Source organism: Stenotrophomonas sp. MH181796, from assembly GCF_009659995.1.
Lineage (GTDB): Bacteria > Pseudomonadota > Gammaproteobacteria > Xanthomonadales > Xanthomonadaceae > Stenotrophomonas > Stenotrophomonas riyadhensis.
This window is the reverse complement of record NZ_RAHU01000006.1, coordinates 260,327-272,947: the sequence shown is the minus strand read 5'-3', so window position 1 is coordinate 272,947 and position 12,621 is coordinate 260,327. Positions and strand designations below refer to the sequence as shown.

At 66.4% G+C, this 12,621-nt stretch carries 13 protein-coding genes and 1 riboswitch; of the genes, 7 read left to right on the top strand and 6 right to left on the bottom strand.

Features of this window, described 5'->3' with window-relative positions; all coding sequences use genetic code 11:
* The first annotated feature begins 105 nt into the window (after window positions 1-105).
* Together D5301_RS16385 and D5301_RS16380 are read left to right on the top strand one after the other, a co-directional pair.
* A complete protein-coding gene (locus D5301_RS16385) occupies window positions 106-750 on the top strand; it encodes a metal-dependent hydrolase (protein WP_153856287.1) in 645 nt (214 codons plus the stop codon).
* A complete protein-coding gene (locus tag D5301_RS16380; protein ID WP_110711039.1) occupies window positions 747-2,132 on the top strand; it encodes an FAD-linked oxidase C-terminal domain-containing protein in 1,386 nt (461 codons plus the stop codon). The genes D5301_RS16385 and D5301_RS16380 overlap by 4 nt, the downstream gene beginning before the upstream one ends.
* Before the next feature lie 100 nt (window positions 2,133-2,232).
* Here D5301_RS16380 and D5301_RS16375 read toward each other — a convergent pair whose 3' ends face one another.
* Window positions 2,233-4,200, bottom strand: a complete 1,968-nt coding sequence (locus D5301_RS16375; protein ID WP_153856286.1) for an acyltransferase family protein — start codon at window positions 4,198-4,200, stop codon at window positions 2,233-2,235.
* A gap of 548 nt (window positions 4,201-4,748) precedes the next feature.
* On the opposite strand from D5301_RS16375, the gene D5301_RS16370 reads away from it, so the two are divergent.
* Window positions 4,749-5,159: a hypothetical protein gene (locus D5301_RS16370; RefSeq protein WP_153856285.1), complete on the top strand. Its 411-nt coding sequence runs from the start codon at window positions 4,749-4,751 to the stop codon at window positions 5,157-5,159.
* 831 nt (window positions 5,160-5,990) lie between these two features.
* Here D5301_RS16370 and thiL read toward each other — a convergent pair.
* The 5 genes from thiL to D5301_RS16345 form a co-directional block, all read right to left on the bottom strand.
* On the bottom strand, window positions 5,991-6,953 hold the full coding sequence (thiL, locus tag D5301_RS16365; protein WP_153856284.1) for a thiamine-phosphate kinase: 963 nt from the start codon (window positions 6,951-6,953) through the stop codon (window positions 5,991-5,993).
* A gap of 120 nt (window positions 6,954-7,073) precedes the next feature.
* Window positions 7,074-7,553, bottom strand: a complete 480-nt coding sequence (nusB, locus tag D5301_RS16360) for a transcription antitermination factor NusB (protein WP_005408062.1) — start codon at window positions 7,551-7,553, stop codon at window positions 7,074-7,076.
* Window positions 7,550-8,017: a 6,7-dimethyl-8-ribityllumazine synthase gene (ribH, locus tag D5301_RS16355; protein WP_005408061.1), complete on the bottom strand. Its 468-nt coding sequence runs from the start codon at window positions 8,015-8,017 to the stop codon at window positions 7,550-7,552. Before ribH ends, nusB begins: the two co-directional genes overlap by 4 nt.
* A gap of 183 nt (window positions 8,018-8,200) precedes the next feature.
* Complete coding sequence (gene ribB, locus D5301_RS16350; RefSeq protein ID WP_110711035.1) at window positions 8,201-9,301, bottom strand: 3,4-dihydroxy-2-butanone-4-phosphate synthase; 1,101 nt, start codon at window positions 9,299-9,301, stop codon at window positions 8,201-8,203.
* Window positions 9,298-9,900 carry a riboflavin synthase gene (locus tag D5301_RS16345; protein ID WP_040008930.1) on the bottom strand — a complete coding sequence of 201 codons (603 nt, stop codon included), beginning with the start codon at window positions 9,898-9,900 and terminating at the stop codon, window positions 9,298-9,300. Before D5301_RS16345 ends, ribB begins: the two co-directional genes overlap by 4 nt.
* A gap of 74 nt (window positions 9,901-9,974) precedes the next feature.
* Window positions 9,975-10,120: riboswitch (FMN riboswitch) on the bottom strand.
* A gap of 307 nt (window positions 10,121-10,427) precedes the next feature.
* Here D5301_RS16345 and D5301_RS16340 point away from each other — a divergent pair.
* The 4 genes from D5301_RS16340 (at window position 10,428) to D5301_RS16325 (ending at window position 12,615) form a co-directional block, all read left to right on the top strand.
* On the top strand, window positions 10,428-11,048 hold the full coding sequence (locus tag D5301_RS16340) for a hypothetical protein (protein WP_110711034.1): 621 nt from the start codon (window positions 10,428-10,430) through the stop codon (window positions 11,046-11,048).
* Window positions 11,049-11,304: 256 nt separating this feature from the next.
* Complete coding sequence (locus tag D5301_RS16335) at window positions 11,305-11,784, top strand: PAAR domain-containing protein (protein WP_324187339.1); 480 nt, start codon at window positions 11,305-11,307, stop codon at window positions 11,782-11,784.
* Window positions 11,781-12,287, top strand: coding sequence for a DUF4123 domain-containing protein (locus D5301_RS16330; protein WP_153856283.1), 507 nt, complete (start codon window positions 11,781-11,783; stop codon window positions 12,285-12,287). The genes D5301_RS16335 and D5301_RS16330 overlap by 4 nt, the downstream gene beginning before the upstream one ends.
* Window positions 12,268-12,615 (top strand): hypothetical protein, encoded by a 348-nt coding sequence (locus tag D5301_RS16325; RefSeq protein WP_153856282.1) that lies wholly within the window; start codon window positions 12,268-12,270, stop codon window positions 12,613-12,615. The genes D5301_RS16330 and D5301_RS16325 overlap by 20 nt, the downstream gene beginning before the upstream one ends.
* Window positions 12,616-12,621: the final 6 nt, after the last annotated feature.

Sequence of the window (12,621 nt, the reverse complement as noted above, 5' to 3'; positions counted from 1 at the left end):
TCCGTCCGCTCTGGTAGAGGCCGACCTTGGTCGGCGCTTCTGTGCCAACCAAGGTTGGCACCTACCAGAGCGCAGCCTGGCCGGCACGACCACGGTGCGTGACTGATGCCGTCGATCATCACCCATGCCGCTGTGCCGTTGGCGCTCTGGTGCGCCGCTGATCGTGGCCGCATCCCACCACGCCTGCTTGCTGCCGGTGTGATCGCTGCGATGCTGCCCGATGCCGACGTGCTGGCCTTTGCCCTGCACATTCCCTACGCCGATGCCTTCGGCCATCGCGGCGCCAGTCATTCGTTGCTGTTTGCCGGCGTGCTGGCGGCATTGGCCGCGGTGTTGGCGTTCTTTGGTAGCGGCCGACCTTGGTCGGCACACCGCAGTTCCGGTAGTCGCCGACCTTGGTCGGCGGTTCTGTGCCAACCAAGGTTGGCACCTACCAAGGCAGGGTCAACGGTGGCATCGACCCTACAAACGGCGGTGTTCGTCTTCGTCTGCGCCGCCAGCCATCCGTTGCTGGATGCGATGACCTCCGGCGGCCTCGGTGTCGCCCTGGCCTGGCCATGGAGTGAGCAGCGCTTCTTCGCGCCGTGGCGACCCATCCGCGTTTCACCCTTCGCGCCACAGTTCTTCAGCGCGCGCGGCGTGTCCACCCTGCTCTCTGAACTGCGCTGGGTGTGGCTGCCGCTGGCTACCGTCGTTGTTGCCTGGAAACTGATCCAACCCGCTCCTGCTGCCCCACGAGATCCGTCATGAGTCCTGCCCTGCCCGCCCCCCTGGTTGCCGAACTGTCCGCCCTGCTGGGCGCGGAGGGCTGGCGCATGGATGACAACACGCTGGAGGCGAACGCCCAGGACAACTCATGGCGCCACCAGCGCCCGGCGGCGGTGGCGCTGCCAGCCGACATCGAACAGGTACAGGCGCTGGTGCGTGCCTGCCGCGCGCATGGCGTGGCACTGGTCGCACGTGGCGCTGGTACCGGCACCACCGGCGCGGCGGTGCCGCTGCCCGGCAGTATCGTGCTGTCGTTCACCCGCATGGACCGCATCGTCGAGATCCGCGCCGGTGACCGTTGCGCGGTCGTGCAACCCGGCGTGCTCAACGGCACCCTGCAGCAGGCGCTGGCCCCGCATGGCCTGTTCTGGGCACCGGACCCTTCCAGCGCCGAGATCTGCAGCATCGGTGGCAATCTTGCCTGCAATGCCGGTGGCCCGCGCGCAGTGAAGTACGGCACCAGCCGCGATAACGTGCTGGGGCTGGTGGCGGTGACCGGCACCGGTGACGTGATCCGCTGCGGTGGCGCCTACACCAAGGACGCCACCGGCTACGACCTCACCCACCTGCTGGTGGGCAGCGAAGGTACGCTGGCATTGATCGTGGAAGCCACGCTCAAACTGACCCCGTTGCCGGTCAGCCAGGCCGGGCTGCGCGTGCTGTACCGCGATGCCGATGCCGCCGCGGCCGCCGTATCGCGATTGATGTCGCAACCGGTGGTACCGACCCGCCTGGAGTTCATGGATGCGCGCAGCCTGGAGTTGCTGCGGCTGAATGGTGCCGACGTACCGGAGGCTGGCGCGATGCTGCTGGTTGAAGCCGATGGTGACCACGACACCCTGCCCTACCTGCTGCAGGCACTGGCCAGCGCTGCCGAGGGTGACGGCATGATCGAACTGGACGTGGCGATGGAAGGCCGTGCACGCGACCAGCTGTGGGCCGCACGCAAGGCGCTGTCGCCCGCGCTGCGCAGCGTTGCACCGGGCAAGATCAATGAGGATGTGGTGGTCCCGGTGTCGCGCATTCCGGAACTGGTGGCCGGCGTGCAGGCACTGGCACGCGACTACGCGCTGACCATCGTCACCTTCGGCCATGCCGGCAACGGCAACCTGCACGTCAACATCCTCTATCACCCGGACGATGCCGACGAGAACGCGCGCGCGCATGCCGCGCTGCCGAAGATCTTCGAACTGACGCTGGCGCTGGGTGGAACGCTGTCAGGTGAGCACGGCATTGGCCTGGCCAAGCGCGATTTCATGGCGCAGGCGTTCACTGCGGAAACGCTGGCGACGATGCGCGCCATCAAGGCCGCACTGGACCCGGACGGCATCCTCAATCCGGGCAAGGTGCTGCCGCCGGCATAGACCGCGCACCTGACTGTAGAGCCGAGCCATGCTCGGCTCACCGCGCGAAGCGCGGACTTCCCGCTTGCGGAACGCAGACCAGCCGAGCGTGGGCTCGGCTCTACACCGGCTTGTCGCTCGCGATATCGATCAAGGTCTGCCGGAAGCTGGGCAGCAGCACGCGGTTGCCATGCCCGCTCAGGTGATCGTTGTCGAAGAACAGCGGTTCACCCTCTTCCACCGCCGAACAGGTCTGCGGTCCGCACAGCAGTGGCAGCGGGTCCCACACCGTGAGCGATGGATAGCGCGCCGCCAGCTCAGCCAGCAACGCCATCTGCGGCGCACGCAGCCTTTCCAGATCGGCACGCGGCACGCTCAGGCCACCGGCACAGGCAGGATTGCGGCGGTTGAACCAATCCGAGCACCGATACGCACCGGCCTTGAACAACGGCAGCGGTGCATCAATGACCACCTGTACTCCCAACCGCTGCAAACGCCCCAGTACCCGATCAGCCTCATCACGCGCAGCCTCCGCGTGGGCCGGGGTACGCTCGGCCAGTAGTTGCTGATAGATCTGCTGTGCGTCCTGCTGCTGCCAATCGAACCCACGCAGCTCCGGCATACGCAGGGCCGCCAGCAACACGATGTCGCCCGGACGCGCCTCGTGCTCGATGTTCGACAGCGCGTCTTCAATGAAGTCCTGGCAATCGGCCGGGCTCGCCCGCAACAGATTGACGAAGCTGCAGCCGCCGCGATCCTGCTGGCGCACCTCCATGCCGGTCTGCCGCGCGACCATGCTGGTCATCGTGCGGTAGGCCGCCGCGTGCGAATCGCCCACTACGAACAGGCGCCGCCCTTCAAGCGCCGGCGCACTCACCGGTTCCAGCGGCCGCCAAGCGGGATAGCGGCGCGCCTGCCATGCATAGCCATCGCGGGTAACGCTGAGCGAGATCTGCTCGTGGTATTCCACCGTAGCCCACGCTCCTGCGCCGCATAGCGCCACCACTGGCAGCGCCATCGCCAGCACCTTGGCCGGCGCCAGGCGCAGCAGCGGTACGGCGCTGCGCAGCGGACGCTCGATGAAGTGATAAGACCCGGCGGATATCGCCAGCAGCAGCACCGGATACAGCCACAGCGCGGCGCCGTGCAGGCCGTAGGTCCAGCGCAGCAGCACCAGCAACGGCCAGTGCCACAGGTACAGCGAATAGGACAGCCGGCCCAGATACGCCAGCGGCGCGCACCCCAATGCGTGGCCGATGCGCGATGTCCCCGGCACCGACACACTCGCCAGCAGCATCAACGTGCCGGCCACGGTGGCCAGTACGCCTGGAACTGGCATCGCCAGCTGGGGGGCAATCACCACACCCGTGGCCAGCAGCGCCAGACCGGCCACGGCAACCGCATCCCCTTTCTGGCGCGGCGTACGCGTACGCATCCACTGGTACAGCAGCGCGCCCGCGGCCAGCTCCCAGAACCGCGCCGGCAGCAGATAGAACGCTGCCGCCGGTGCTGCCTGCGCCTGCCAGCCGGCCCACACCAGCGACAGCACGGTGAGCACCGGCAACAGCCAACGCGACCACGGCCAGCGCTCACGCCCACGCAGCCACACGAAGAACAGCAGCGGGAAGAGCAGATAGAACTGCTCTTCTACACCCAGCGTCCACGTATGCAGGAACGGGTTGAGTTCGGCGCCGGGTGAGAAATAGTCGTCCTGCTGCCCGGCCAGCACGATGTTGCTGAAGCCGACCAGCGCGGCCCAGCCGGTCTGGTCGAACTGCTCGTTGCGCCACGCGCGGGGAATGAACAACGCCGACAGCACGAAGGTGGCCATCAGCATCACCAGCAATGCCGGCAACAGGCGCAGCACGCGGCGGCGGTAGAAGTCGAGCAGCATCGCGCCCAGCGACGCATGGGTGCGCGAGGCCAGCGACTGGCTGATCACGAAGCCGGATACCACGAAGAACAGGTCAACGCCGGTGAAGCCACCGGGCAGCCACGTTGCGTTGGTGTGGAAGACGACGACGGCCAGCACCGCCAGGGCACGCAGGCCATCGATGGCGGCGTTGTGGGAACGTTCGGGCGCGGACATGTGGGATGCGGAAGTGAGCGATCCGGCAGCATCACCAGCCACCCCGCAGTCATTCAATGGACGATCGCGACAGAGCAGGTATGTGTTTAGGTTCGATCCAGCCTGTGAGCCAGAGTAGAGCCGAGCCATGCTCGGCTGCTCTTCGTGCAGATCGCGATGCGCCGAGCGTGGGCTCGGCTCTACAGGAATGTCGCGATTGCCACGCTGAGGCGCGCGCCACGCGTCTGCAGCACTTTCCAGCTTTCCAACAATTCTCATTGGCAGCATTGGCGCTTCATGCAAATCATGTAGCGCCACCGACAACGGGTGGCACGGGCTTGCAATCCCGTTTGGAGTATCTGTTGGTTACGCTTGTCTGCCGGCGTCGCTCATCCCCTGTGGGTGGCGCCGGCAGGCATTCTGCCCGCGCACCTATGGCGGGCGGTACGTGGGGGCCTCGTGCCCGCCGGCGTCTTGCAGATATTCCACCGGTATTGCAACCACGCACCGTCCGCCACCCTCGCTGTTAAGCGGGGTGGCTTCTTCGTCGCCAGCACAAGGAAGCCGCCATGACTGCCACACACTACCCGTACCTGTTCGCCACTCTCGGCGAGGCTGCCAACGATCTGCCCGAAGCCATCGCCCGCGCACTGGAAACCACACTCAGCGCTGCGCACGGCAGCGGTGCGCCCTCCAGCACCGCACTGTTGGCATGCCTGCAGCGCATCCGCCAGGTCGAGGCCGCCGACGGCCAGCCCTGGCCAGAGAAGGACCGTACATCGGGACACCGCATGGCCATGGCGCGTGCCAACCGCGCCAATGCCGGGCTGACCGTGCTGCTGGAACTGCTGCACGCGACCGAACGCGTGCGCGTGGATGGCGCTGATGACCAGCAGGTGGGTGACGACGTGCGCGAGGGATTGCTGCTGGCCTGTCGTGGCCTGGCCGAGTATGTGGATGTGCAGTTGCACGCGGCGTAGCGCCGGGCGATGCCGGTGCACCTCCACCTCGGTAGGTGTCGACCTTGGTCGACACACTCGTGCCAACCAAGGTTGGCACCCACCAGGGCAATGCCGATGCGCCCCTGCTTTGGTAGGTGCCGACCTTGGTCGATACATTCGTGCCAACCAAGGTTGGCACCTACCAGAACAATACCGATGCGCCCCCGCTTTGGTAGGTGTCGACCTTGGTCGACACACTCGTGCCAACCAAGGTTGGCACCCACCAAAGCAATGCCGATGCGCCCCTGCTTCGGTAGGTGTCGACCTTGGTCGACACACTCGTGCCAACCAAGGTTGGCACCCACCAGGGCAGTACCGATGCGCCCCTGCTTCGGTAGGTGTCGACCTTGGTCGACACACTCGTGCCAACCAAGGTTGGCATCTGCCAGGGCAATACCGATGCGCCCCCGCTTCGGTAGGTGTCGACCTTGGTCGACACACTCGTGCCAACCAAGGTTGGCACCCACCAGGGCAGTACCGATGCGCCCCTGCTTCGGTAGGTGTCGACCTTGGTCGACACACTCGTGCCAACCAAGGTTGGCATCTGCCAGGGCAATACCGATGCGCCCCCGCTTCGGTAGGTGTCGACCTTGGTCGACACACTCGTGCCAACCAAGGTTGGCACCCACCAGGGCAGTACCGATGCGCCCCTGCTTCGGTAGGTGTCGACCTTGGTCGACACACTCGTGCCAACCAAGGTTGGCATCTGCCAGGGCAATACCGATGCACCCCCGCTTTGGTAGGTGTCGACCTTGGTCGACACACTCGTGCCAACCAAGGTTGGCACCCACCAGAGCAGTACCGCTGCGGCTACGCGAAGTGCTGGTAACCGCCGTCGGCGGCTTCGCCATCCACGTGTACGCCCCGCCCTTCGGCGATGCGGCCGATTCGGGTGAGCGGCACGTCCAGCGATTCGGCCAGGTAGTGCAGCGCATCGCGCTGGTCGGCGGCGGCGGTGAAGCACAGCTCGTAGTCGTCACCACCGCGCAGTGCGCAGTCGCGCGCGCCATCGCGGCCGAGCAGTTCACGCAGCGCGTGCGAGATCGGAAGCGAATCGGCATCCACATGCGCGGCCACGTTGCTGCGCGTGGCGATGTGACCCAGATCGGCCAGCAGGCCATCGGATACATCCACTGCCGCGTGCGCGAACGCACGCAGGCGCAGGCCCAGGGTCACACGCGGCGTCGGCCGCAGCAGACGCAGGCGCAGGCTTTCGTAGTCGGCCAGCAGCGTGGCGGTGGCGATGCTCAGCGCAGCTTGTTGCCACAGGCGCAGCGCACCGGCGGCATCGCCGAGCGTGCCGCTCACCCAGATATCATCGCCCACCTGCGCGCGGTCGCGACGCAGGGCCTGCCCACGCCCAACCTGGCCCATCGCTGTGACCGACAGCGACAGCGGGCCACGCGTGGTGTCGCCACCGATCAGCGCGATGTCGTGCTGGTCGGCCAGGGCGAAGAAGCCATCGGCGAAGGCATCGATCCAGTCTTCAGTGGCTTCCGGCAGCGACAACGCCAACGTGCACCACGCCGGGCGCGCGCCCATCGCAGCCAGGTCCGACAGGTTGACCGCCAGGGTCTTCCAGCCGATGTCGAAGGCCGGGGTTTCCACCGGGAAGTGCACGCCGCTGTTGAGCGTGTCGGCGGTGACCACCAGTTGCTCATTGGCACGCGGCTGCAGCAGCGCAGCGTCGTCGCCGATGCCAAGCAGGATGTCGTCGCGCTCGAGGGTGCGGGCGCGGATGCGGTCAATGAGGGCGAATTCGGCCAGGGACATGGGGCGCTCCCGCTGTTGTACGTGCCGCGCAGGGCGCGGTGGGCGGTAGTGCCGGCCGCTGGCCGGCAACCTCAGGATCCCTGCAGCTGCCGGCCAGCGGCCGGCACTACCACAGGTGGGTCAGTGACCCGATTCGACCTTGCGCCATTCCACGGCGGCACGATCCAGCACGCCGTTGACGTAGGTATGGCCGTGCTCGGAACCGAAGCGCTTGGCCGATTCGATGGCTTCGTTGATCACCACACGGTACGGCACGTCCAGGCGGTAGCGCAGCTCGTAGGCGGCCAGGCGCAGCACCGCGCGTTCGATCGCGTCCACTTCCTCGATGCCACGGTCCAGGTACGGGCCGAGCGCTTCGTCGATGTCGCGGCGGTTGTCGAGCACGCCGTGCAGCAGTGCTTCGAAGTACGCCAGGTCGGCGATTTCGCGGGCCTGCTCGTGGGCGAACTGAGCGATCAGCGACTGGGCGTTGCCGCCGGAGATCTGCCAGGCGTAGATGGCCTGCACGGCACGACGGCGGGCGCGCGAGCGCAGCACCGGATCGACGCCATCGCGGCGGACGGGTTTACCGGAGGGCTTGCCCTGGGTGTTCTTGTTCATGGCAGCTGCTCCAGAAGATTGACCATTTCCAATGCGGCGAGTGCGACTTCCTCGCCCTTGTTGCCGTGGCTGCCGCCTGCGCGGGCCTCGGCGTCTTCAACGCGTTCCACCGCCAGCACGCCGTTCAGCACCGGCACGCCGAAGTCCAGCTGCACGCGCATCAGGCCCTCGGCACAGCGGTCGGCCACGTGTTCATAGTGGCGGGTATCGCCACGGATCACACAGCCCAGGGTGAGGATGGCGGCGTGTTCATGGGCGGCGGCCAGGCGCGCGGCCACCAGCGGCAGTTCCCAGGCACCCGGCACGCGGATCACGTCGATGTTGGCTTCGGTGATGCCGTTGCCAGCCAGGCTCTGGCGGGCACCAGCGACCAGCGTGTCGGTGATGCGGGCGTTCCAGCGGCTGGCCAGGATGGCGAAGCGCGCCGATTCGGGAGTGCGAAGATCGCCTTCGAAGTGGCTCATATGCGGCTTGGGGGACTCGATAAGGGGGTAATTCTAGCGTGGATGGGCCCCGGCCGTGATCGGCGGCGGCCGGGGGCGTGCCGACCCATGGTCGGCACCCACCGTTGGCGGAGGTGTGGTAGTGCCGGCCGCCGGCCGGCAATCCCGGGGATGCGGTTGCCGGCCAGCGGCCGGCACTACCCATTACAGGGTCACCGTCTCCACCACTTCCAGGCCGTACCCGGCCAGGCCGATCTGGCGGCGCGGGGTGCCCAGCACGCGCAGCTTGCCCAGGCCCAGGTCGGACAGGATCTGCGCACCGGCACCGTTGCGGCGCCACTGGCCCACGTCCTTGTCCTTGCCCGGCACCACCGGCGCCGGCTGCTGGCGCAGGCGGGCCAGCAGGGCTTCGCCATCGCGCGGGGCCGACAGCACCACCATTACGCCCGCGCCTTCGGCATCGATGGCACGCAGGGCATCGGTGGCGGCCACGCCGAAGTCGTCACGGCGCCAGTGCAGCAGGTCGGCCAGCGGGTTTTCCACCTGCACGCGGACCAGGGTCGGCGTTTCCGCGTCCGGGGTGCCACGGACCAGCGCGAAGTGCAGGTCGTGGGCGATGCGATCGCGGTAAGTGACCAGCTTGAACGGGCCGAATTCGGTGTCGATCTCGCGCTCGTCCACGCGCTCGACGGTCTTTTCGGTGGCCAGGCGGTAGGCGATCAGGTCGGCGATGGAGCCCATCTTCAGGCCGTGCTCGCGGGCGAACACTTCCAGCTCCGGGCGGCGCGCCATGCTGCCATCCGGGTTCAGGATCTCCACAAGCACGCCGGCCGGTTCCAGCCCGGCCAGCATGGCCATGTCCACGGCCGCCTCGGTGTGGCCGGCGCGGGTCAGCACGCCGCCCGGCTGGGCGATCAGCGGGAAGATGTGGCCCGGCTGGTGCAGGTCCGACGGCTTGGCGTTGGGCTTCACCGCGGTGCGGATGGTATGGGCGCGGTCATGCGCCGAGATGCCGGTGGTGACGCCCTCGGCGGCCTCGATGCTGACCGTGAAATTGGTCTGGAACTGCGCGGTATTGGCCTGCACCATCGGCGCCAGGCCGAGATCGGCGGCGCGGGTGCGGGTCAGCGGCAGGCACACCAGGCCACGGCCATGGGTGACCATGAAGTTGATGTCGCTGGCCTTGACCAGCTCGGCGGCCATGATCAGGTCGCCTTCGTTCTCGCGGTCCTCGTCATCGACGATAACGACCATGCGACCCAGGCGGATGTCTTCCAGGATTTCCGGAATGGGGGCGAAATTCATGCGCGTGCTCCTTCGCCCAGCAGGCGTTCGACGTAACGGGCGACCAGGTCGATTTCAAGATTGACCGCACTGCCCACGCCCGAGGCGGAGAAGGCGGTGTTGGCCACCGTGTGCGGGATCAGGGCGACTTCGAAGCCTTCGTCGTCCACTTCGTTGACGGTGAGGCTGACGCCGTCCACGCAGATCGAGCCCTTCTTGGCGATGTAGCGGCGCAGCGAGGCCGGCGCGGCGAAACGCCAGCGCTGGGCACGCGCGTCTTCGTGGATGGACAGCACCTGGCCGAGGCCGTCGACGTGGCCGCTGACCAGATGGCCGCCGAGGCGGTCGGTCGGGCGCATGGCGCGCTCCAGGTTGATGACCGCGCCCTCGTCCAGCTGGCCCAGCGTGGTCAGGCCCAGGGTCTCGGTGGAGGCATCGGCCTGGAAGCTGCTGGCGTCGAATGCGATGACGGTGAGGCAGACGCCGTTGATGGCAATGCTCTCGCCCATCTGCACGTTGTCGAACGGCAGATTCCCGACATTGAAGGTGAAGCGGACATCGCCGCCGATGGATTCGCGTGCGGCCAGACGGCCGACGCCTTCGATGATTCCAGTAAACAAGAAACGTTCTCCGCGAAAAGTGAGCGAAAAACGCCGCAAGGCAAACAGGCGCACGCAGGGCATGAGCCCTGTGGCACCGTCTTCTTTCATCCGGACTATGACCGTCGGCTCCGGCATTGGACCGGATCTGCTGACCCCCGGCCATGGGCCGGGGCGCTCGCGGGCTCGTGCTTGCGCACCTACCGCCGGTGGGGAATTGCACCCCGCCCTGAAGACGTTTGTGTACCGGCGAACCGGCGTGGTTAGTGTACCAGCCCGGGCTGAACGGGGTGGGTGACCGGGGTCGGATCCCTTTCCGCAGGAAAGGGCTCTGACCCCATGGACCGGTGGCACAGCAGCGCAGGGGTCAGAGCCGTTTCCCGATGGGAAACGGATCCGACCCCCAACCCTGGCCTGCCCCAACCTGTGACGGCCGTCGCTCGTAATTTGTAAAACTTTCATTAAAATCCTGCGCTGGACGACATGAGGTCGCCACGGGCAGCCCGCTGGGCAGGCCCGCCAAAGGACTGAAATTCACAGGAATTCCCATGCGCAAGATCCTGATCGTGGCCGCCCTGCTGGCCGCCGCCCCGTTCACGGCTTCGGCTGAAGCCCTGAGCTACACCTACGTTGAAGGCGGCTGGACGCAGGTCAAGGTTGACGACAACGCACTGGACGACCCCAAGGTCGACGGCGGCTACCTGCGTGGCTCGGTGGCCATCGCCGAACAGGTCTATGTGTTCGGTGGCTGGTCGCGCACCAGCAAGACCAATCACTACGGCAATGATTCGCTGAAGCTGGAACTGAACCAGCCGGAGCTCGGCATCGGCTACCACATGCCGTGGACCGACCGCCTGGACTTCACCGCCGATGCCGCGTGGGTGCGCCAGAACGCCGAAGCCACCGTCCGTTTCGACGGCCTGCGTTTCAGCCAGAAGGATCACACCAATCTGGGCCGCGTCACCATGGGCATCCGCGGCAAGCCGTCGGCCATGACCGAAGCCTGGGCCAAGGCCGGCTACATGGATGGCGGCAACCACTTCAAGGGCACCTGGGTGGGCACCGTCGGCGGCCAGATCAACTTCACCCGGACCTGGGGCCTGGTGGGCGAGATCTCCGGCTACCGCGACGTCACCCAGTACTCGGCCGGCGTCCGCGCCAGCTTCTGATCCAACGATCGCTCCTCGTCGTGCGATCGAACGGGCCCCGCAAGGGGCCCGTTTTTTTTGTCCCTACAGCAGCGCGCTGCACTGTGGCGGAGTACGTGTCGTTTTCTGCAACCCGGCACGCTCACTGCGCCGGGTGGCTCTAGGACGAGTACGAAAGGCAATCCGGTCCGCCACGACGGGCATTTGCGAAAGACGTCAATGATCCCGGCGGGTTAGCGACGTTGGCAGCACCGTTGAGGCCACCCACGCAAACCGTATGCGACATCACGGCGAATCGATGACCTTGTCTGATGCCCGCATGGCCCGGCATGTTCGGCCCAGGCAAGGTAACCCGCATCGCGTCATGAAAAGACATTGGATCGTCGTAGGCGACACAACCCACAGCAACGGGCGCGTCATCACAGGATCGCCGTATACCGATATCGAGGGCAAAGCGGTCGCACGCGAAGGCGACCGGGCGAGCTGCCCACTGCACCAGGGCATCTTTCTGATCGTGCAGGGTGAACCTACCCTGCTCATCGACGGACATCCCGTTGCACTGCACGGGCACCACCTCGCCTGTGGCTGCCAGCTGATCTCGACCCAGCAGCGATTGGTGTTTGTCACCGATGCCACTGCCGATGATGAACATCCCCAGAGGGAGCCTGCCCAGGCATCTGCTTCCAGACCCCCGGTCTGCCTGGAATGCTTGCGGGCTGCGGCCGCCAGTGCTGCCCCACTGCTGGCGCGCGCATGATCGGCCACTACGCCTATGCGCTGCTGGACTGTGCGCCGGATGAAGATCGCGAAGCAGCGCTGCATCACCATGCGACGCACAGCGCACTGATGCATCGCTCACTGTTCGCAGGACAACCCGAAGGAAACCTCCTGCACGCGTCACCGTATCTGCTCGAACTGCCGCGGGGTGCCATTGAACAGCCCATGCATCATTGGTTGCGGCAGCTCGGCCACCAGCCTGCGGGAACCACCTGTCTGCTCTCGGACGTACCGTTCGAGGAGGTGTTCCTCCATCTGCATGCACAGCTCGACATCGCCCTTCCCGATGGATCACTCGCGCTGATGCGCTACTACGATCCACGCGCATGGCTGCGCTACCGCGACGTACTGACGATGCAACAACTGCGGCAGCTCTCCGGGCCGATCAACTTGTGGCAGATCACCGTGGGCGGTCAGACATGGGGGCTGACCCGCAGCGAACTGGAGCAGCAGGAGGTAGACGATGCTGACATTGAGCACTGAGCAGTACGCGATGCTCCGTCTGCCCGACGCGGCTACATTCTGCAGCCCGCTCGCTGACGAGACACGTAGCGGATTTCCCGGCGAAACCGCGCATCTGAACGATGCAGCGCTCCTGCAGGCAGTGCGTACAAGCTACCGCCATGCAGTGACCTCACTGCACATCACCCATCTGCCCACGATAGTGCGCTGGGTGAAGGCCGACGTGGCCTGGGCACCTGGACTGCGCGATCACGCGCTGACCGTGGCGTGGTTCCGGCGAACCACCCACGCCAACGCAACGGCCGCCGATCTGCTGGCACTGCTCGCCTCGCGCTTTCTGTCCGACTGAAAGGAG